The sequence below is a fragment of the Halostagnicola kamekurae genome (assembly GCF_900116205.1).
GTDB classification, from domain to species: domain Archaea; phylum Halobacteriota; class Halobacteria; order Halobacteriales; family Natrialbaceae; genus Halostagnicola; species Halostagnicola kamekurae.
This window is the reverse complement of record NZ_FOZS01000001.1, coordinates 211,939-230,975: the sequence shown is the minus strand read 5'-3', so window position 1 is coordinate 230,975 and position 19,037 is coordinate 211,939. Positions and strand designations below refer to the sequence as shown.

Below are 19,037 nucleotides of genomic sequence, written 5' to 3'. Positions count from 1 at the left end.
ATCGGTATGAGCGCACCGATCACCCTGTACCGACTGCAGGCCTGTCCGTTCTGCGAGCGCGTCGTGGCCCGCCTCGAGGAGTACGGCCTCGAGTACACCTCGCGGTACGTCGAGCCGATGCACTCCGACCGCGACGTGGTCAAGCGCGTCGCAGGCGTGCGATCCGTGCCGGTCATCGTCGACGAAAACACCGGCGTCACGATGGCCGAGAGCGCGAACGTCGTCGAGTACATAGAGAACACCTACGGCGCGAGCCAGAACGAAAGCGCCGGCGTCGCGGGAGGTGACGACTGAATGCCGGATTTCGACGTCGTCGAACTCGGTCCGGCGGACCACCCAGAAGCCGGGACCGACGCGCCCGGTTTCACCCGTCCGCTGGTCAACGACGAGTTCTGGGAGGATCGCTCCCTGTCGGATCTGACCGCCGAGGGTCGCGTGATCCTGGTTTTCACGCCCATGATCGGCTCCTACGCGGCGAAGTACATCTGGGACGAACTCACAGAACGCGGCTGGTACGAACGCGACGCCCGCGTCGTCGGCGTCAGCGCCTCGAGCCCCTACGAACACTCGAGCGTGATCGCGGACAACGAGTACCCCTTCGACCTGTTCGCCGATCCCGCGAACGGCGTTGCCGAGGCCTACGGCATCGCCCACGATCTGGACGGCATGGCGGGCGTCTCGGAACCGCGGCCAGCGTTCTTCGCAATCGACGCCGACGGCGTCGTCGAGGCGAGCTGGGTCGCCACCGAGTGGCCCGAGTTCCCCCAGTACGACGACCTCGAGGAGACGCTGGGTCTCGCGTGAGCCGCCCCCGCGTGAAGCCGGGATAGGCGAAACTGTCGGCCGAATTCGCCGACCGAACGCGGTACGTTTTTGCCCGCGACGAACGGAGGTCGAGCCAACCGTGCCATCATCGTCTCTCGAACGGGCGGCGACCGCGATCCGAAACGGCGACCTCGTGGTCTATCCGACCGAGACCGTCTACGGCCTCGCCGGCGACGCGCTCGACGCCGACGCCGTCGAGGCCGTGTTCGACGCGAAAGGGCGGGATCGATCGAAGCCGGTTTCGATGGCGGTGCCGTCCGTTCCCGCAGCACTCGAGTCCGTCCGTGCGACGACCCGCGAACGCGAGTTTATGGCGACTTTTCTGCCCGGCCCGGTCACCGTTCTCTGTCAGCGCCGGGATGGCGTCCCGGACGTCCTGACGGCCGGCGGCGACCGCGTCGGCATCCGGGTCCCGGATCACCCGCTCGCGCTGGCGCTCACGGAACGCGCCGAAACGCCGATCACCGCCACCAGCGCGAACGTAAGCGGTCGAGAGAGCGCCAGAGCGGTCGACGAGCTGGACCCGGAGATCCGCGAGCGCGCCGCCGCAGTGCTCGACGACGGCAGGACCGAGGGGACCGAAAGCACCGTCGTGAACGTCTCGAGTGGCGAAATCCACCGGCGCGGCGCGATGGCCGACGAGATCGAGCGGTGGCTGGCGGACAACTGAGACAGAGGCCGGATACCGCGTCTCACAACCCGAGCAGCGAGCGCAGCGTCCGCGTCCGGACGCCGCACTCGCTCGCGTACTCGCAGGCGTCGCACTTGGCGTCGTTTCGAATCCGCGCCGGAGGGCCGTCGAGTTCGCGGACGGTTCGAAGGACGCGCCGATACCTGGCCTTCCGCCGGGTCGTCATCTCGACGCGACGGACGACGCCGTAGGCCGGGTACTCGAGCCAGACCCCTTCGATCGGCGTTTCGTGCTCCCAGGCGAGGGCCTTCGCGGCCGCGACGGCGTGGACCGACTGGGGCGTCCAGACGCCGGTCTCGGGAGGTTCCCCCACCGATACGAGTGTCGGCTCGAGCGGGTCCACGAGGACCTTGTGAACGATGCCGCGGACTTCGCGGCCGGTCACGAGGACTGACTCGGCGTCCGGATCGCAGATCGACTCCCACCGCCCCGTGCGCTCGAGGGTGGCGCGAGTGTTCCGGAGCGCGCGCTGATACGACGCCGGATCCGGTTCGATTGGCTCGTCTGCGAGCGCCGACGGCTCGGCCTCGAGCAGATACTCGTAGCGAGTCGCGAGCGATCGGACGGCCTCGACCGCCGGCGGTGGTTCGCGATCCTCGCGCTGGCGGTCGTAGTAGCACTTTCGCGGACAGTAGGCGGCCGAGCGGAGATCGCTGAAGGCGACGCGGGACACGGCCGCGTTGGCCGCCTGATCCAATAAAAAGGCTCGGCGGGGCGAGTTGCGAAGCTATAGCGAAACGTCCGTTTCCATCCCCTCGGTGGCGTCCTCGAGACCGTCTTCCCGGACGTCGCTGGCGAGCCGGTCCGTGAGTTCCGAATCCCCGAGGATGCTGTCGAACTCGTCCCTGTAGCGGTCGTTCGCAGCTCTGGATTCGTCCTGGGCCGCCACGACGCGACGGGCGCGACGAACCCGCGCCTCGCTCGTATCGTACTCGTCCGCGAGCGCGCCGAGGTCGTCGTCTGCGCGCTCGCGGACCGCCGCGAGATCGATCTCGGGCGCGTCGGTCTCGTCGACGAGGTGCAAGGAGAGCCGCGCGTCGAAGACGTCCTCGCTCGAGACCTCGAGCTCCGAGGCGAGGTCGTCGTCAGAGACGTCGTCGTAGAATCCCTTCGCGACCCGGATCAGCTCCTCGTCCGACAGGGCCGTCTCAAACCCGTAGCGCTCGCGCATCTGCGCGATGACGTTCTCGAGGCGCTCGTCGATCGTTCGCTCGTCTTTCTCGAGCGAGCCGCGGGTCGCCGTCTGCGATTCGGTGACCGTCTCCTCGCCGTCGGTGACGTTCGTGAAGATGTCGCGGAGTTCTTCGGTTTTTTCGTTCATGGATGGACACTGGCGGGAGGATGCTATATAAGCTTGGTGCCAACGATCACGATCGCAAACGGGCCAACGAGCAACTGGAGAAAACTGAGAATACATTTGTTATTTTACGGAGAGGGCGTCGAGTCAGGCTGGTTCAACCGGTGGCAAGAGTTAAGGGGAATCCACGCAGGTGATAGAACATGAAGATTGTCGCACAGGCGGACGCTTCCAGAGAGATGTACCTGGGGCTTCACGGCGTCGAGAAGCTCCTGTTTTACTTTCTCGTATCGGTCGTCCTCGCCGTCTTCGCCTACGGCGTCTATCGGCGAGTCAGCCGCTACACCGACGGCGACGACGACCCGATTGCCCGACTAAACGGCCTGCCGGCGCGGATCGTCAGCGCCTCAAAGATCGTTCTCTCGAACGAGAAACAGTTCAACCGCGACCTCTACGGCGGGCTGATGCACTCGTTTATCATGTGGGGCTTTCTGACCCTCTTTATCGCCACGAGCATCATCGCTTTCGAGAGCTACGGAACCGACCTCCTACTGGGCCTGCGCTTCTGGGAGGGCGAGTTCTACCTGGCCTACCAGTTCATGGTCGACGCCATGGGGCTATTGTTCGTCGTCGGCATCGGGATGGCGATCTATCGCCGGTACTGGGTGCGCAACGAACGCCTCTGGGGCCGTCACACCTCCAACGAGGACGACATCTTCATCTGGACGCTGTTCGGGCTCGGCGTCGGTGGCTTCCTGCTCGAGGGCCTGCGGATCTACATTACGGGCATGCCAGCCCACGAGATCGTCAGCTTCGTCGGCTACGGCCTCGCCATGCTGTTCGGCGCGCTCGGCGTGCCGACGACCGACGCGGCCGCGAATCCTGGAACCTACCAAGCGGTGAGCGTCTTCGGCGCGAACGCCGAGACGCTGCACTGGCTGACCTGGTGGAGCCACTCGCTGCTCGCGCTCGGCTTTATCGCGTGGATCCCCTACGCCAAGCCATTCCACATGCTCTCGTCGTTCGCCAACGTCATCACGCGCGACGAGAAGGCCGGCGCCCGACTCCCCGGCGTTCCATCGGATCTGGACGCGACCAACGCCGAGGACATCGACGACTTCACCTGGAAGGACATTCTCGACCAAGACGCCTGCACCAAGTGCGGCCGCTGTTCGTCGGTCTGCCCCGCGAAAGCCTCCGACCGCCCGCTCGACCCCCGCAACGTCATCCTCGACCTCAAGAGCTATCGCGAAGATCTCGCAGCTGGCGGTGACGAAAAGCCGATCGTCGCCGACGGCGGCACGAGCGTCATTAATACGGAAACCATGGAGTCCTGTATGGCCTGTATGGCCTGCATGGACGCCTGCCCCGTCGAGATCGAGCACCTCAACTCCTTCACCAAGCTCAACCGCCAGATGACCGACCAGGGCGACGTCTCGAGTTCGATGCAGGACGTCTTCCAGAACGTCATGCAGGACGGCAACACGTTCGGCAACAGCCAGCGCAATCGGGCCGACTGGGCCGACGACCTCGCGTTCGACATCACAGACGCCCGCGAACAGGAAGTCGACTACCTCTGGTACGTCGGCGACTACCCGAGTTACGACGAGCGCAACAAGCAGGTCGCCCGCTCGCTGGCCACTATCTTACAGGAAGCCGACGTGAGCTTCGGGATCCTCTTCGAGGACGAGAAGTACGACGGCAACGACATTCGCCGAGTGGGCGAGGAGTTCCTCTACATCGAACTCGCCGGCCACCACGTCGAATCCTTCGAAGACTGCGAGTTCGAGAAACTCGTCTGTACGGATCCCCACTCCTACAATACCTTCAAAAACGAGTACCCGGAGGTCGACTTCGAGGAGTTCGCCGACGATCCGATCATGCCCTTCGAGTACGACGAACACTGGAACGAAAACGGCGAGATCGATGTGCTCCACTGGACCCAGGCCGTCGAAGAACTGGTCAACGAAGGCAGACTCGAGCTGTCGGGAACCGAACTCGAGTATACGGTCACCTACCACGATCCGTGCCATCTGGGCCGGTACAACGACGAGTACGAAGCGCCACGAGAGCTTATTCGGGCGACCGGCTGTGAACTTGACGAGATGCCGCGCAACCGCGCCAACTCCTTTTGTTGTGGCGGCGGTGGGGGCGGTCTCTGGATGGACTTCGAGGAAGAGCCCAAACCCAGCGAAGAACGACTTCGCGAAGCGCTCGAGGACACCGACGCCGGCACCGGCGTCGAGAAGTTCGTCGTCGCCTGTCCGATGTGTATGACGATGTACGAGGACGGGCGAAAAACCGGCGGCTTCGAGGACGAAATCGAGGTCGTCGACGTGGCCGAACTCATCGTCGAAGCGATCGGGGAAGAAGAGCGGGCGAACGTCGAAGTCTCGGCCTAAATCGAAGCGGGATCGGTTCGCTCGACGAGTCCGTCGAAATCGTCGTCGAAGCTGCAAACGGCGTCGATATCGGTGCTTTCGATTAACGCGATGAGACTCGCATCCGTGAAGCTGAGGGTGTGATCTCGTATCGTTCGAAAACGCGGACCGTCTGTTCGAATCGATCGGTGGAGACGAACAACGTCTCGATCCGATCCGGGAACGAGCCGCGGCCAGCAATTCGATCACCAATCGTTCGTGCTTCGTGGTGACTGTTCGTTCGCATTCGAGTGAGTGCCACGGCTCCGCCGTGTACGTAATCGTTCGTATACAGTCTACCAAACTCGCCGGTCAAAGCCGTTCGTAGCGCGCTCGTTGCTGCCTCGTGATGTTCGTCCCGCTCGTTCTGCGCGGCGACGAAAACGCCGGTATCGATGAGGAGACTCATTCACCGTACAGCACCACATCAATCTCGTCTTCACTCGTTTCGACACCCCAATCCGAACTTCCGGACAACCACTGCTCGATTTCGTCTTCGGACAGCGGTTCGAACTCATCACGAAACGAGTCGATCAGGCTGAAGCGTCTCGAGACGCCCTCCCACCGGCATCCTCGAGTCGAACCTCGCGGACGTACTCGAGGAAATTCTCGAAGACCAGCTTCGCCTGACAGGCCCGCCCGTAGTTCTCGTCCGTGATTTCCTCGAGGACGGACTCGCGACGGTCGTCGGAGAGGTCCTTTCGCTGGACGAGTTCGCGGGCGGTTTTCTGGTCGTACTCGAGGTGGAACTGGACGCCGAAGACCCGGTCCTTGCGAAAGCCGTGGTTCGAGTAGTCGTTTTCAGCCAGCGAGTCGGCACCCGGCGGCAGTTCGGCAACCTCGTCGGAGTGGCTCGTGAAGGCGGTGAACTCGGCGTCGATACCCTCGAAGAGCCTCGAGGAACCGGTGTGTTCGATCTCGCTGTAGCCGATCTCGTAGGCGCCCATATCCGCGACGGTTCCCCCGAGCACGTCCGCGAGGAGCTGGTGGCCCCAGCAGATCCCGAGGAAGGGAACGCCGGCGTCGATCGCCTCGCCGACCCACTCTTTGACGGGGCCGATCCACTCCTCGTCCCAGTAGACCGACGAGCGCGATCCGGTGACGACCGCGCCGTCGAACGCGACGGTATCGGGAATTTCGCCGTTGCAGACGTCGAACTCCGCCAGCGAGGCCTCGAGTTCGCGTCGGAAGTTTCGCGTCGTGTTCGCGTCCTCCTGTGCGGCGTTGAGGACGGCGATACGAGGCTGACTCATTACCGGGTATAGACGGCTCGTCGCAAAAGTGCCTTGCGCCCGCTAGGGGGTTGTCGAGACCGAATCGCGGGAGGTAGATTTCGGGCATCGTCGGGGACAGATGGTGTCGAGGGGGAGTGGCATACCGGTTCAGACGCCAGGGCTCGAAATGCTTAAATTTGGTTTTGATCCTACGTTCGACCTAATATACGGAGAAGTCTACTCAGAGGTACAATGGTAATCGTCTCCGCGTTCAAAGATGGATACGCCGCCCTCCGAGCGAATCCGATCCTTCTCGTCGCTGGCCCCTTCATCGGAGCGGGGAGCCAGCTACAGTACGTCGATAGTCTGATCGACTCATCCCTGCTTTCAGTAGGTGCGTCACTCGCCTATCTGATCGTCGTTCCGTTCGCTCTCGGCGGCTTCATCGCCAGTGCCCAAGCTGCAATCGAAGGGAAAGGGACGTCACTCGGCCGGTTTGTCGCTGCGGGACGATCCTACTACGTACGACTGTTGCTTGGGATAGTTCTGTTCGTACTGGTCGTGGGAGTCAGCGCAATCGGATTTGGGTTCGTCAGTTTTATCCTCGGTATCGGATCTCTGGTACTCGTTTTGATCCACGAGATGGCCGCTGTCATCGCGGGCGTCGGTTCCATACTCGTCTGGCCGTTGCTCGTCCTCGTCGTGATACTGTTCGTGCAGTTTTACGATGCCGCGATCGTCGTCGAAAACGAGAACGTTGTTGACTCGTTCCGGAGAAGTGTTCACCTCGTTCGCTCGAATCTGAAAAGCGTTACTGGATTCTCACTGGTGTGGCTCGTCCTGTTGAACGCCTTCTTGATCCCCGAGTACCTACTCCAGTTGACGCTGACGGACGCCGAGCCTGCGGACGTGTTACCTGTCATTCTCGAGGTCCCGTCGTCGATCTTGGTCCTCGTCGGAGCCCTCCTTTCTGCGATTGGCTTCGCGTACTTCTATACGGTGTACACGGCGTATTACCTCCGTTTGATCGAGATCTCGCCCGCCAGTTTAGAATCGGCGTGACAGCCACCAACAACTACGTACCAACGGTTCGAACAACCACTACCCGGAAGAACCTCCAGAACCTGCCTCACCAGAATTAACAGCACCTATGGCACGACTCCTCCCGACGCGAACAGACGCCGCCGTAGAACGAAGCGACAATCCAGCCGTCCTCAGTCTCGACGATGCTGCGACTCGAGACGTGATCGAAGCGCTGTCCTCCGAGACCGCGTACGATATCTTCCGGCTGCTCAACGAGACGCCGGCCACGCCATCACGGATCGCCGATCAACTCGACCAGAGCGTACAGAACGTCCACTATCACTTAGAGAACCTCGAATCGGCCGGGGTGGTCGAAGTCACCGATACTTGTTATTCGGAGAAGGGCCGGGAGATGAGCGTTTTCGTCGTCTCAGAAGACCCGACGCTCCTCTTTCTCGGTACCGAGGACGACCGACCGAGTCTCAAACGCGCGTTCAAATCCTTCGCGTCGCTGCTCGGCCCACCGGCGGTTCTGCTTGCGGTCGGCGAATCCATCTCGCGGTTCGTCACTAGTGAATGAGCGAACTTGCCGACGACACAACCGCGGGTGACGCGGCACCGACGATTAGAGCACGAGACGACGTCGATGGCTGTGGCTGTCTCGAATGTCGAAACATCGAGACGGTTACCACCCGTCGGACCGCCCTCGATGCGTTAGTCTGGTCTCTTCGCCTGTTTCGGTCTCGTCCGTCGATCGTTGCCTTCGCAGGTGTGGGCATCGTCGCGAACCGACTCCTCGAGACGGACAGCATCAATATGCTCCCGACGCCCGTGGTCGGCCTGTTCGACGTGATTACGGCGTTCGCGTTTGTCTTTTTGATTCGGGCTTACGTCGGAACGATCGTCGCCGGAGAACTGACCGGCGATACCGTAGCGATACGCGAGGGACTGCATCGAACCAGTACCCGAATACCTGCGTTAGTTGGGGCCATCGTCCTATTCATTTTGTCCGTCATGGCGATTCCGTTCCTCGTGTCACTTCCGCTACTCGTTCTCGTCGGCGTCGTCCCGGGCAATCCCGTGGAGGTGGTTGGATTTCCCGTTGTTGGGGCGATTAGTGTGGTCGTAGTCACCGTTCCGTTTCTGCTGTTGCTGTTCAAGTTCTGGTTCGTACCCGAGGCCTGTGTCATCGGCCAGTACGGCCCCGTCGAAGCGCTTCGAATTAGCTGGCACGTTACGACGAACTACCGCGGAAAGTTCGTGCTCATTCTTATCATCGCTATTGGCAGCGCAATCAGCTTCTATCTCCCGACATACCTCCCCGAGATGGGAACGAAACTGGGTGGGTTACATCCCGTTTTGAGCGTGATTTCAGCAAGTTTCGGTGAATTCCTCTCTATCGTGTGGGCGAGCGCCTACGCGCACATCTACGTGCAAGGAGTCGTTTCGTGATTCAGTTTGAGAAGGAGGCAGTTCGTAGAGACGGTCTAAGAAAAGACTCGTAGACCTGCTCAGCGAGAGCTCCACGGCGGGATTCGACGGTGCTAAACGGAACTATACAGTGCCGCGAGGGGTCGTTCGAGTTAGCCTGTCTCTTCCTGCTGGGACTCGAGGAACCCCAACAGCCGATCGTTCACCGTTCGAGAGCGTTCGATGAACGCGAGATGGCCGGCAGCCTCGATCCGCTCGAACTCGCCGCGCGGAAGGCCGCGAGCGAGCCGTTCGCCGGCGTCGGGATCGACGAGTTCGTCGTCGGCGCCGTGGAGGACGAGCGCGGGTTGAGTGAGCTCGACCAGCCAGTCACTCGCGTCGAATCCCGAGAGGGCAGCGAGTTGGGCCTCCCAGCCCGCTCGAGGCGCGTCGCCGTCGGCCCGCCAGTCGACTATTCCCTCGAGAACGTCGGGCTGGCGCGATCGGAAGTCGACCGAAAGCACCGTCTCGAGCGACGAGCGGATCGCCTCGCGGTCGTCGGGCGGGGCGAACAATGGCTCGAGCGCGAACGCCGACGCCGTGGGAGCAGTCCCGAGCAGTGCGAGCGTTTCGACGCGGTTCGTGGCGCGCGCGGCCTCGAGCGCGACGGCACCGCCGAGGCCGGCACCGACGACGTGGGCGGACCGAACGTCGGCGTCGGCGAGGACGGCCTCGAGGTCCGACGCGAGCGTCTCGAGGTCGTACGGGCCGGGCGGCGCGTCCGAACGGCCCGTACCGCGGAGGTCCCAGACGAGCGTCTCGAACGGTCCGGAAAGCGCCGCGTGTTGCCAGCCCCACGACCAGCCGCCGAGGCCGACTTCGGGCACGAAGACGACGGTATCGGGGGCGCCGTCGGCGCTGTCGCGATAGCCGTCGCCGTCGAGTTCGTAGTGAAGCGAAGTATCGCCGTTCGACGCGGTAGGCATAGTCGACTCGAGGAACTGGAAGCGGGCACCGGTTTCGATTTCGGCCGGCGACAAAGCGGGCGCGCCCGGACTCTATCGCCAGGCCGGGAGCTCCGGCGCGGCGTCGGCTTGCATCGAGAGCCACGCACCGTCGGCGGAGATGTCCGCGATGACGTACTCGCTGCTCGAGCCTCCCGAATCGATGGAGCCAACGACGGTGTCGTCGGACCCAACCGAGTGTGCGTGAGTGTTGGGCATGGGAGAAGTTCACACCCACACACGTATAAACGCATCGAAACGGACTGTCCGCGGGAAGAGACGATCGGCACCGAATCTACCGTATACGAGGACGAGAGCGCCGCTCCGTCCGCGGTCGGGAGCGACTCGAGGGCGATGACGGAAACACTGGGTTTATACTCATTTTCGCCGTACAACCGGGACATGAACGTAGCCGACGCGATGACGCCGCGCGAAGACGTCGTGACCGTCGAACTGCCGGGAACCAGAAGCGACGTGCTCGAGTACCTCCAGAAGCAGTCGTTCTCGTCGGTTCCCGTCGTCAAATCGACCGACGAGGGGACCGAGTACCGGGGGCTCGTCTCTCGAGACGTCTTAATCGAACAGCCCGACGAAGACCAGCTCGTCATGCTGCTCGAGGACGTTCCGACGACGACGGCGGAGACGTCGCTCGAGGACGTCGCGCGGACGATGGTCGAGCAGGGCGCACGACGCGTTCCAGTCGTGGACGGGGAGTTCGAGGGAATAGTCACGGTAACCGACGTCATCCACGCCATCGCGGCAGGCGATCAGGAGACCGACGACGTCGTCGAATCCTACGCGAGCGAAGATGTCAACGCGACCTACGAGGGGACGCCGTTGATCGTCGCAGAGCGCGAGTTGTTCTACGCGAACGTCCCGTACGCGGTCGCACTCGACAACGAGGGAACCATGAGCGGTGTGCTCACCGAGGTCGACATCATCGATGTCGCCCGGATCGTCGAGGGCGAAGAGGAAACGGGGAACAACTTCCCGGACCAGGACGCCGACTACTCCTGGGAGGGTATCAAGGGCGTCGGGAGCCGCTACCTGCCGACTCGAGACATCGAGATTCCGACCGGTCCCGTCCGGGACTTCATGACCGGCGACGTCGTCACGGTGACGGCCAAGAAGTCGATTCAGGAGACCGCACAGGCCATGATCAGCAACGACATCGAGCAGATTCCGATGGTGACCGGCGAACACCTGGCGGGCATCGTCTGCGACGTCGACCTGCTGGAGGCGCTGTATGAGTGACGACGCGTCCGCCGAACCGGCCGAGCGAACGAGCGAACGGCTCGTCGAACTCGCCAAGCGCCGCGGGTACTTCTTCCAGTCCTCGGGTGCCTACGGCGGCGTCGGCGGCTTCTACACCTTCGGCCCGCAGGGCGCTTCGCTGAAGAGCAACGTCGAGGACGCCTGGCGCGACCGATTTGCCCTCGAGGAGGGCAACATGGAGATCGACGCACCGACCATCATGCCCGAGCCGGTCTTCGAGGCGTCGGGTCACCTCGACGGCTTCGACGACATGCTCGTCGAGTGTCCCGACTGCGGCGAGAGCCACCGCGCGGACCACGTCGTCGAGGACGAGACGGAGTACGAGGACGCCGAGAGCCTGCCGATTCCGGAGGTCGAGGAGGTCATCGCCGAGCACGAACTCGTCTGTCCCGCCTGCGGCGCGGGGCTCGCGGGCCAAGCCGTCGAGGCGTTCAACCTCATGTTCGCGACGAACATCGGTCCCGGCGACGCACAGCCGGGATACCTCCGGCCCGAGACCGCACAGGGCATCTTCGTCGAGTTCCCGCGGCTCAAGGAGTACGCCCGGAACACGCTGCCGTTCGGCGTCACCCAGATCGGTCGGGCCTACCGCAACGAGATCAGCCCGCGGCGGTCGATCATCCGCACCCGCGAGTTCACCCAGGCCGAACTCGAGTACTTCATCGACCCCGAGACGGACGAGCCGGACCTCGAGGCCGTCGAAGACGTCGAAGTGACGCTGTACCCAGCCGACGAGCAGAACGCCGAGGACGGCGCGGAAATCCGGACGACCATCGGCGAGGCCGTCGCTGACGGCACGATCTCGAGTCCGTGGGTGGGCTACTTCCTCGGCGTCGCCAAACCGTGGTACGACGCCGTGGGCGTCGACATGGACCGGTTCCGGTTCCGCCAGCACCTCGCGGGCGAGCGCGCCCACTACGCCGCCGACTGCTGGGACGCCGAGAGCGAAATCGACGGTAACTGGATCGAGATGGCCGGGTTCGCCTACCGCAGCGACTACGACCTCTCGAAACACGCCGAGCACTCGGAGGATCGCTTTACCGTTTTCCGGCAGTACGACGAGCCCAAAACCGTCGAGCGCGCGACCGTCGATCCCGACATGAGCTACCTGGGTCCGGAGTTCGGCGGCGACGCGCAGGCCGTCGTGGACGAACTCGAGGCCCTCGCAGAACGCGATCGGGCGGCCTTCGAGAACGAGACGGTCGAAATCGAACTCGAGGGCGAGGCCCACGAGATCCCGCTCGAGAAGACGGGCTTCGCCGTCGAGGAGCAGACCGAGGCCGGCGAGCACATCGTCCCCCACGTCGTCGAACCCTCCTTCGGCGTCGACCGGCTCGTTTACACCGTCCTCCACCACGCCTACCGCGAGGACGAGGTCGCCGGCGAGGAGCGGACCTACCTGGGACTCGAGCCGGAGGTCGCGCCGACGTTCGTCGGCGTGTTCCCGCTGCAAAACGACGACGAACTCGAGGAGCTGGCCGAGGAGGTCGCCTCGACGCTGCGGGAGGCCGGACTAGCGGTCACCTACGACGATTCGGGGAACATCGGCAGGCGGTATCGCAGGCAGGACGAGGTCGGTACGCCGTTCTGTGTGACCGTCGATTACGAGACGCTCGAAAACGAGGAAACCACCGTCACGGTTCGTGAGCGCGACTCGACCGATCAGAAACGCCTGCCGATCGACGAGATCGCGGACACGCTCACGGCGCTTCGGGCAGGCGAGGTCGCGTTCGACGACCTCGAGGGAGAACGGTAACTCGCCCGAGAATAAACGCTTCGTCGGGTAACCGACGAACTGAAGGTCACGTGTTTCGAGGTTTCAGGGGATGGCCGACGAACTAAAGCGACGACTGGTCCACGCCAGCGGCTCCGGACTGGTTGCTCTCTACTTGCTCGCTTCCGCCCTCGATCTCGGGCTGACGTGGCCCCGGTTTCAGGCTCTCATGGTGGTTCTCGCGACCGGTGCGCTCGTCCTCGAGTTCCTGCGATTGCAGGTGGGCCTCGACTGGCGACTCTACGACGTGCTCACCCGCGAGTATGAACAGGACAACCCCGCCGCCTACGCGCTGTACATGATCAGCATGGCCGCCGTCGTCGTCGTCTTCGAACCGGATATCGCCCTCCCGGCGATGTTGATGCTCGCGCTCGGCGACCCGATCAGCGGTGCGGTCTCCGATAACAGCCTCCAGCGGATCAAACCCCCGAAGGTTCTCGTCACGATGTTTCTCGTCTCGACGGTGATCGCGGTCCCCTTCATGGGACTCGTCGCCGCGATCGCCGCCGCGGTAGGCGCGACGCTGGCCGACGGCGTCACCCTCGAGATCCGCACCTACATCATCGACGACAACCTGACGATTCCGATCTACGCCGCCTGTCTGGCGTGGGTCGCCCTCGAGTTCGTACCAGTTTGAGGGGCCGAGTCGCGTTGGTGGTCGAACTCGAGCGACCAGGGTCGCTCGAGGACGCTCCGGCGGCGTGTCGAGTTCCCCGCCGAACCCCTTGTTTCGCCTCGGGTCCACAACGGCTTCGACAGCGAGCGGTCCGCGACCCCTCCGTTTCGACTCGAGGGTAGTCGCGGTCACTGTCGGATCGACGCAGTCAGTGGAGCAGTCTCGGTCGACAGCTTCGCCCCGTCGGTGCCGCTGGTACAGCGGATCTGGAGGGGATTTGGAGCATAGATTCCGGTGAATTACCGCACTGAACCGAATTCAGATTCCGGACGACTCGAGGACTGCTTCAGTGCCGCGTCTGCAGCGAGGAGCAGAAAGGCGATCAGGCCGACGAACCAGAGCAAAAACACTGGATCGATGTCGGCGCGAGTGTAGTACTGTCCGAACGCGACTGGGCTCATGGCCAACCCGAACAGGCCGACGCCGTGGGCAACTGCCGTTTTCCTGTCTTCGAACGAGAGCGTTCGGCTGAAAAGCGAGGCGTCGGTCGCGAAGTGAAAATACGCCGTCGCGGCGTACAGACAGCCGACTACGAGGAGGATGTGCCAACTGGGTGAAAACAGCTGGTAGGTCGCGATACTGACGGCTGTGCCAACCAGAACGGCTATCAATGGCGATGTATCCATACGATAGCCATGGAAGGCGTGTGTAAATATTTCTTTCACCCGTCACGACATGAGCGAATTCGACACGATCAACGACTGCAATGGATTGTTTTCGATTACTCGACTGTGTCGAGATCCTGATTCGCCGCGGCCCGCGCTCGCCGGGAGAACAACGCGACGGCGACGTAACAGACCCCGAGCAGCCGCGTCGCGGGGACGACCCACGGTTTCAACTCGAGATCCGCCGGATTCTCGTAGGCCGTTTCGAGCGCGAGCGTGACGAATCGGCGCGGGGCGAGGAAGGCCGGCAGGCCGATGACCCCGATCGTTCGGGTGATCACGGGCGCGTTCGTCTTTCCGGAGAGGACGAGCCAGCAGAAGACGAGTCCCTCGAGTCGCGCCATCGGGAGCGTCCACGACCGAAGCCGTCCCTCGCCGGGGTTGTCGAAGGCGAGCCGTTCCGCCGCGGCGACGATCCGATCCGGGAAGGCTGCCTCGAGCAGGCCGAACGCGACGAGCGGGAGTCGGTACATGGTAGTGAGAGACGGAACCAGTCGACAAAACGTTCTGGGTCGGGCTCTCGCGGTCGTGAAACGCCGACGACAGGAACCACCCCGAATGGACACCTTTTCAATCTCCTATCGTAACTCCCGTAGTAGAGACGAACCGATGCCCGAGACTTCCGACAGGAAAGACGACCACATTCGCATCATTCACGAAGAAGACGTCGAGACGTCGGGGACGGGATTCGCTGACATCGATCTGGTCCACGACGCGCTTCCCGAGATCCATCGCGACGAAATCGACACGACGACGACGCTGTTCGGGCACGAACTGGCCGCACCGATCGTCATCGAGAGCATGACCGGCGGCCATCCCAACACCACGAAGCTCAACCGGGCGCTCGCCGAAGCCGCCCAGGAGACCGGAATCGCCATGGGCGTTGGCAGCCAGCGCGCCGGTCTCGAGCTAACCGACGAGGACTTACTCGAGTCCTACACGGTCGTCCGCGAGGTCGCACCCGACGCCGTCCTCTACGGTAACGTCGGCGCGGCGCAGCTGCTCGAGTACGACGTCGGCGACGTCGAGCGAGCCGTCGAGATGATCGACGCCGACGCGATGGCGATCCATCTGAACTTCCTACAGGAGGCCGTCCAGCCCGAGGGCGACATCGACGCTCGGGGCTGTCTCGCGGAGATAGAGCGCGTCGCGAGCGAACTGAGCGTCCCCGTCGTCGTCAAGGAGACGGGCAACGGCATCTCGAGGGACGTCGCTCGACGGCTCGCCGATGCGGGCGTCGACGCCATCGACGTGGCCGGCAAGGGCGGGACGACGTGGTCGGGCATCGAGTCCTACCGGGCCGCCGCCGTCGGCGCCGACCGACAGGAGGGCATCGGACAGCTGTTTCGCGCCTGGGGCGTCCCGACCGCGGTCAGCACGCTCGAGGCGGCAGAATCGCACGACTGCGTCGTCGCGAGCGGCGGCGTCCGCTCGGGGCTCGACATCGCGAAAGCCATCGCGCTGGGCGCTCGCGCCGGCGGCCTGGCGAAACCGTTTCTCGCGCCGGCCGGGCAGGGAACCGAAGCGGTCGTCGACCTGATCGAGACGCTCGCACTCGAGCTTCGGACGGCGATGTTCGTCACAGGCTCGGCGTCGGTCTCGGAGCTTCAGTCGGCCGACTACGTCGTTCTCGGGCGGACGAAGGAGTACCTCGAGGAACGACGCGAGCGCTGAGCGGTTGCCCACCGCTTACACACGCCCGACACGACGCTCGAGGATGGATCTTGTTGCTGTTCCCGACTCGAATATAGCCGATAGCATCGCTCTCGATCGGTGGTATCGCAGTTGCGTCGCTCTCGAGTGGTTGCGAAGAAATGAAAAATTTGCGAGCGAGCCTTACAGGTCGCGCGGCTGGACCGTCTTCCGGTCGTTCGCTTCGGCACGTCGTGCTGCGTCCTCGAGAAGCTCGTCGACTTCCTCGTCGAGTGCTTCGTAGAAGTCCGAGGCGACGTTCTTGTCATCGAGCGCTTCCTTTACGGCGGCTTTGACGATCAGATCTGCCATACGAAATACTCGTTTCCGTTTCCCTCTTATAATCATTTCGGTTACTACCGCCAATACTGGGTTTGCAGGGGCCAATTCGTCGGTTCCGCCACCCCACCTCACCGGAAAATATATGTCCGATGAATCACTGGCAGACCGAGAATTGGCGAAATGCGCCGAAACCTCGCTCGCGCGCGCTCCTCGAGTCGGTTCGGAACCCGTGCCGACGGATTCGAGTAGTTGCACCGACGAGAGGTGACTATGCGCGAACTTCTCGAAGCCGTTGCGGAGGGCTCTCTTTCCCCGGCAGAAGCCGAAGCTGAACTCGCTGGGTACGTCACCGACGACGCCGGTCGATTCGATGCGACACGCCGACAGCGTCGCGGCATTCCGGAGGGAATTCTGGCCGACGGAAAACCGCCCGAAGCCGTCGCGTCGCTGGCGACGACCGCACTCGAGACGACGGGGCGGGCGCTCGTGACCCGCCTCTCGGACGAACAGTTCCGGGTTCTCGAGGCCGCGGTCGAGGACGCCGAGGCTGGGGCAACCATCGAGCGCTGGAGCACGTCCGCGCTCGTTCGGTCGTCGTCGTACGAGCGCCCCTCGCTCGAGGCGACCGTCGCGATCGTCACCGCGGGGACGGTCGACGGGCCGGTCGCCGACGAGGCGCAGGTCGTCTGCGAGGACGCGGGGGCGACCGTCGACCGGATCGACGACGTCGGCGTCGCGGCGCTCGACCGCATACTCGACCAGACCGACAGGATACGGTCGGCGGACGTGGTCGTCGTCGCCGCCGGGCGCGAGGGGGCGCTGCCGACGGTTGTGGCCGGACTGGTCGACGCGCCCGTAATCGCGATCCCCGTCTCGAGCGGCTACGGACACGGCGGCGACGGCGAGGCGGCCCTCGCCGGAATGCTCCAGTCCTGTACCGTGCTGTCCGTCGTCAACATCGACGCCGGCTTCGTCGCCGGGGCGCAGGCGTCGCTCGTCGCGCGTGCCGTCGATCGAGCCGCTCGCACGGCCGAGCGCGAGTAAGCGTTCGACGGACAAGGTGAATGCCGAATCTCGAAAAATATTCTTTGTAACGCAGAAAGGAAAGCTGTTCTAATGGAAGGATATTTAGTGTAGCGCACCATTATTTTCGAGTACCGGCGAACGCCGGCATACCATGCCACAGTGTAACCACTGCAGCGCGCACGTGTCGGAACGGTTCGCTCGCGTGTTTGCAGACGAGCACGGCGAGATTCACGCGTGCGTTAGCTGCTCGGCGAACGCAGGAATCGCAGAAGCTGCTCGAGAGCGCGCTCGGAGCGTCTGATCCGGTCATCACGCGCTCTAACGGAGCGGCGGTCGATCACGCGTCGATACTCGAACCATCCGGTTTCGGTCCGGACGCTTTTTGTCGCCGTCGACGAACCGATACGCGATGGCAGACCACGTCGTCTACGTCCTCGAGTGCGCCGATGGGAGTCTCTACACCGGCTACACGACGGACCTCGAGCGCCGCGTCGCCGAGCACAACGCGGGCGACGGCGCGAAGTACACGCGAGCGCGAACGCCAGTCGAAGTCGTCTACCGCGAGCGCTACGACTCGAAGTCGGCCGCGATGTCCCGCGAGTACGAGATCAAACAGCGCTCGCGGGTCGAAAAAGAGCGGCTGGTCGGACTCGAGTGAGTCACGTTCTGCCCTCTGGTACGCTGGACGCTACTGGCCGAATTCGATGCCGAACTGCTCGCGCTCGCGGTAGAGGTACGCCGCGATGAGCCCGGAGACGATGCCGCCGGCGAGCACGGGGAGACCGGCCGATCGGATACCGGTAGAAAGCCCACCGAACGCGCTCCCGGCGTAGAGGATGCAGCCACACGTCCACGCCCACGAAGTGCCGAGCCACAGGCCGGCGGCGAGCACGAGCATCCCCACGCCCATTCCGAGCACGAGCGCGGTCACGAACAGCGTCGGTCCCGTTCCCTCTCCGGGGGCGGGAACGATGGCTGCGACGAAACCGAATCCGGCGAGCGCACAGGCACAGAGCCCCATGACTCCCGCGAGCAGTTTTATACCGGTAGAAACCTCTGCGGACGAACCGGCTCGAGATTGCACGTTCATGTCGGAGAGAAGCTGTCGAACGTATATAGTCGCTGTCACTCGCTGTCGTCGGCCGCTCGAGGCGAGCTCACGGCCGGTTCGATGAAGGCGTAGTCGGTGAGCATCCGGCCGAGTTTTTCGACGCGCTCTTGCAGGCTATCGTCGATGAAAGCGCGCCCGTCGACGGCGTCGGAATCCGCCTCGAACTTCCCGGACGCGCTGCGGATGCCGACCTGGTGGGGAAGCACCCAACCGTGGACGCCTCGCACGGTGATCCGGAGGTGATCAAGCGTCGAGCCGTAGCTCCCGCCGCCGGCGGTCGCGAGCAGTCCGACGGTCGTCTCCTCGTACTCGTCGAACCCGCAGTAGTCGTGGAAGTTCTTCAGCGCGCCGGAGTACGACCCGTGATAGACCGGCGTTCCGAGGGCGACGGCGTCCGCCTCGCGGACGAGCCGTTTCACCTCGTCGCCGTCGCCTTGCCCGTCGAGATCCGGATCGTAGAGCGGCAAGTCGTGCTCCTGAAGATCGAGTAGGCGAGTTCGTGCGCCCGCCTCCTCGGCGGCTCGGAGGACGTACTTGAGCCCCGTTCTGGTGTAGCTCTTCGATCTGAGGCTTCCGGAGACGGCGAGGACCGTGGGACCAGTCGTCATAGCTCGAGGTACTAACCCGGGTGTGAAAACGCCATCGACGACCC

24 protein-coding genes are annotated in these 19,037 nt (G+C 63.5%); 14 read left to right on the top strand and 10 right to left on the bottom strand.

From position 1 onward, the window contains the following. Positions 1-6 precede the first annotated feature (6 nt). From BM348_RS01155 to BM348_RS01145, 3 genes are all read left to right on the top strand, one after another. Positions 7-294, top strand: coding sequence for a glutathione S-transferase N-terminal domain-containing protein (locus tag BM348_RS01155; protein ID WP_092900812.1), 288 nt, complete (start codon positions 7-9; stop codon positions 292-294). After that, positions 295-804: a redoxin domain-containing protein gene (locus tag BM348_RS01150; RefSeq protein WP_092900809.1), complete on the top strand. Its 510-nt coding sequence runs from the start codon at positions 295-297 to the stop codon at positions 802-804. Positions 805-904: 100 nt separating this feature from the next. Beyond that, positions 905-1,495 carry an L-threonylcarbamoyladenylate synthase gene (locus tag BM348_RS01145; RefSeq protein WP_092900806.1) on the top strand — a complete coding sequence of 197 codons (591 nt, stop codon included), beginning with the start codon at positions 905-907 and terminating at the stop codon, positions 1,493-1,495. A gap of 22 nt (positions 1,496-1,517) precedes the next feature. Here the strand turns inward: BM348_RS01145 and BM348_RS01140 are convergent, their stop codons facing one another. Both BM348_RS01140 and BM348_RS01135 read right to left on the bottom strand, forming a co-directional pair. Beyond that, positions 1,518-2,189, bottom strand: a complete 672-nt coding sequence (locus BM348_RS01140; protein WP_092903524.1) for a CRISPR-associated protein Cas4 — start codon at positions 2,187-2,189, stop codon at positions 1,518-1,520. Positions 2,190-2,243: 54 nt separating this feature from the next. Continuing rightward, entirely contained in the window at positions 2,244-2,837 is a 594-nt protein-coding gene (locus tag BM348_RS01135) for a conditioned medium-induced protein 4 (RefSeq protein WP_092900803.1), read from the bottom strand. A 179-nt stretch (positions 2,838-3,016) separates the two neighbouring features. Here BM348_RS01135 and BM348_RS01130 point away from each other — a divergent pair, with 179 nt between their 5' ends. After that, the gene (locus BM348_RS01130) at positions 3,017-5,215 is read left to right on the top strand and encodes a heterodisulfide reductase-related iron-sulfur binding cluster (RefSeq protein ID WP_092900801.1); all 2,199 of its coding nucleotides are present in this window, start codon (positions 3,017-3,019) and stop codon (positions 5,213-5,215) included. 551 nt (positions 5,216-5,766) lie between these two features. Here BM348_RS01130 and BM348_RS01120 read toward each other — a convergent pair. Then, positions 5,767-6,486, bottom strand: coding sequence for a type 1 glutamine amidotransferase (locus BM348_RS01120; RefSeq protein WP_092900798.1), 720 nt, complete (start codon positions 6,484-6,486; stop codon positions 5,767-5,769). Between the two features lie 213 nt (positions 6,487-6,699). Between BM348_RS01120 and BM348_RS01115 the strand changes: the two genes are divergently transcribed. The 3 genes from BM348_RS01115 (at position 6,700) to BM348_RS01105 (ending at position 8,922) form a co-directional block, all read left to right on the top strand. Then, positions 6,700-7,509: a DUF7847 domain-containing protein gene (locus BM348_RS01115; RefSeq protein ID WP_092900795.1), complete on the top strand. Its 810-nt coding sequence runs from the start codon at positions 6,700-6,702 to the stop codon at positions 7,507-7,509. 88 nt (positions 7,510-7,597) lie between these two features. After that, positions 7,598-8,050 (top strand): ArsR/SmtB family transcription factor, encoded by a 453-nt coding sequence (locus BM348_RS01110; RefSeq protein ID WP_092900792.1) that lies wholly within the window; start codon positions 7,598-7,600, stop codon positions 8,048-8,050. Beyond that, positions 8,047-8,922, top strand: a complete 876-nt coding sequence (locus BM348_RS01105; RefSeq protein ID WP_245779376.1) for a hypothetical protein — start codon at positions 8,047-8,049, stop codon at positions 8,920-8,922. The genes BM348_RS01110 and BM348_RS01105 overlap by 4 nt, the downstream gene beginning before the upstream one ends. A gap of 131 nt (positions 8,923-9,053) precedes the next feature. Here BM348_RS01105 and BM348_RS01100 read toward each other — a convergent pair whose 3' ends face one another. Continuing rightward, positions 9,054-9,866: an alpha/beta fold hydrolase gene (locus tag BM348_RS01100; RefSeq protein WP_092903520.1), complete on the bottom strand. Its 813-nt coding sequence runs from the start codon at positions 9,864-9,866 to the stop codon at positions 9,054-9,056. 72 nt (positions 9,867-9,938) lie between these two features. Next, a complete protein-coding gene (locus BM348_RS21025; RefSeq protein ID WP_175507074.1) occupies positions 9,939-10,103 on the bottom strand; it encodes a DUF7556 family protein in 165 nt (54 codons plus the stop codon). Between the two features lie 183 nt (positions 10,104-10,286). Here BM348_RS21025 and BM348_RS01095 point away from each other — a divergent pair, with 183 nt between their 5' ends. The 3 genes from BM348_RS01095 (at position 10,287) to BM348_RS01085 (ending at position 13,570) form a co-directional block, all read left to right on the top strand. After that, entirely contained in the window at positions 10,287-11,138 is an 852-nt protein-coding gene (locus tag BM348_RS01095; RefSeq protein WP_092900789.1) for a CBS domain-containing protein, read from the top strand. Further along, positions 11,131-12,915 (top strand): glycine--tRNA ligase, encoded by a 1,785-nt coding sequence (glyS, locus tag BM348_RS01090; protein ID WP_092900786.1) that lies wholly within the window; start codon positions 11,131-11,133, stop codon positions 12,913-12,915. The genes BM348_RS01095 and glyS overlap by 8 nt, the downstream gene beginning before the upstream one ends. Positions 12,916-12,985: 70 nt before the next feature. Beyond that, the gene (locus tag BM348_RS01085) at positions 12,986-13,570 is read left to right on the top strand and encodes a dolichol kinase (RefSeq protein ID WP_092900783.1); all 585 of its coding nucleotides are present in this window, start codon (positions 12,986-12,988) and stop codon (positions 13,568-13,570) included. A gap of 278 nt (positions 13,571-13,848) precedes the next feature. Here BM348_RS01085 and BM348_RS01080 read toward each other — a convergent pair whose 3' ends face one another. Further along, on the bottom strand, positions 13,849-14,235 hold the full coding sequence (locus tag BM348_RS01080; protein WP_092900781.1) for a hypothetical protein: 387 nt from the start codon (positions 14,233-14,235) through the stop codon (positions 13,849-13,851). A 95-nt stretch (positions 14,236-14,330) separates the two neighbouring features. Beyond that, entirely contained in the window at positions 14,331-14,747 is a 417-nt protein-coding gene (locus BM348_RS01075; protein ID WP_092900778.1) for a hypothetical protein, read from the bottom strand. A gap of 136 nt (positions 14,748-14,883) precedes the next feature. Between BM348_RS01075 and fni the strand changes: the two genes are divergently transcribed. Further along, complete coding sequence (gene fni, locus BM348_RS01070; RefSeq protein WP_092900775.1) at positions 14,884-15,948, top strand: type 2 isopentenyl-diphosphate Delta-isomerase; 1,065 nt, start codon at positions 14,884-14,886, stop codon at positions 15,946-15,948. 162 nt (positions 15,949-16,110) lie between these two features. Here fni and BM348_RS01065 read toward each other — a convergent pair whose 3' ends face one another. Next, positions 16,111-16,278: a DUF1931 family protein gene (locus tag BM348_RS01065; protein WP_005578700.1), complete on the bottom strand. Its 168-nt coding sequence runs from the start codon at positions 16,276-16,278 to the stop codon at positions 16,111-16,113. A 240-nt stretch (positions 16,279-16,518) separates the two neighbouring features. Between BM348_RS01065 and larB the strand changes: the two genes are divergently transcribed. The 3 genes from larB (at position 16,519) to BM348_RS01055 (ending at position 17,932) form a co-directional block, all read left to right on the top strand. After that, complete coding sequence (gene larB, locus BM348_RS01060) at positions 16,519-17,292, top strand: nickel pincer cofactor biosynthesis protein LarB (protein ID WP_092900772.1); 774 nt, start codon at positions 16,519-16,521, stop codon at positions 17,290-17,292. Between the two features lie 133 nt (positions 17,293-17,425). Then, entirely contained in the window at positions 17,426-17,575 is a 150-nt protein-coding gene (locus BM348_RS22560; RefSeq protein ID WP_197075829.1) for a DUF7563 family protein, read from the top strand. Between the two features lie 108 nt (positions 17,576-17,683). Then, the gene (locus tag BM348_RS01055; protein ID WP_092900769.1) at positions 17,684-17,932 is read left to right on the top strand and encodes a GIY-YIG nuclease family protein; all 249 of its coding nucleotides are present in this window, start codon (positions 17,684-17,686) and stop codon (positions 17,930-17,932) included. A 30-nt stretch (positions 17,933-17,962) separates the two neighbouring features. On the opposite strand, the gene BM348_RS01050 is transcribed toward BM348_RS01055, so the two are convergent. Continuing rightward, positions 17,963-18,364 (bottom strand): hypothetical protein, encoded by a 402-nt coding sequence (locus BM348_RS01050; protein ID WP_092900766.1) that lies wholly within the window; start codon positions 18,362-18,364, stop codon positions 17,963-17,965. Positions 18,365-18,399: 35 nt separating this feature from the next. Then, positions 18,400-18,993, bottom strand: a complete 594-nt coding sequence (locus BM348_RS01045; RefSeq protein ID WP_092903518.1) for an NADPH-dependent FMN reductase — start codon at positions 18,991-18,993, stop codon at positions 18,400-18,402. Between the last annotated feature and the right edge of the window lie 44 nt (positions 18,994-19,037).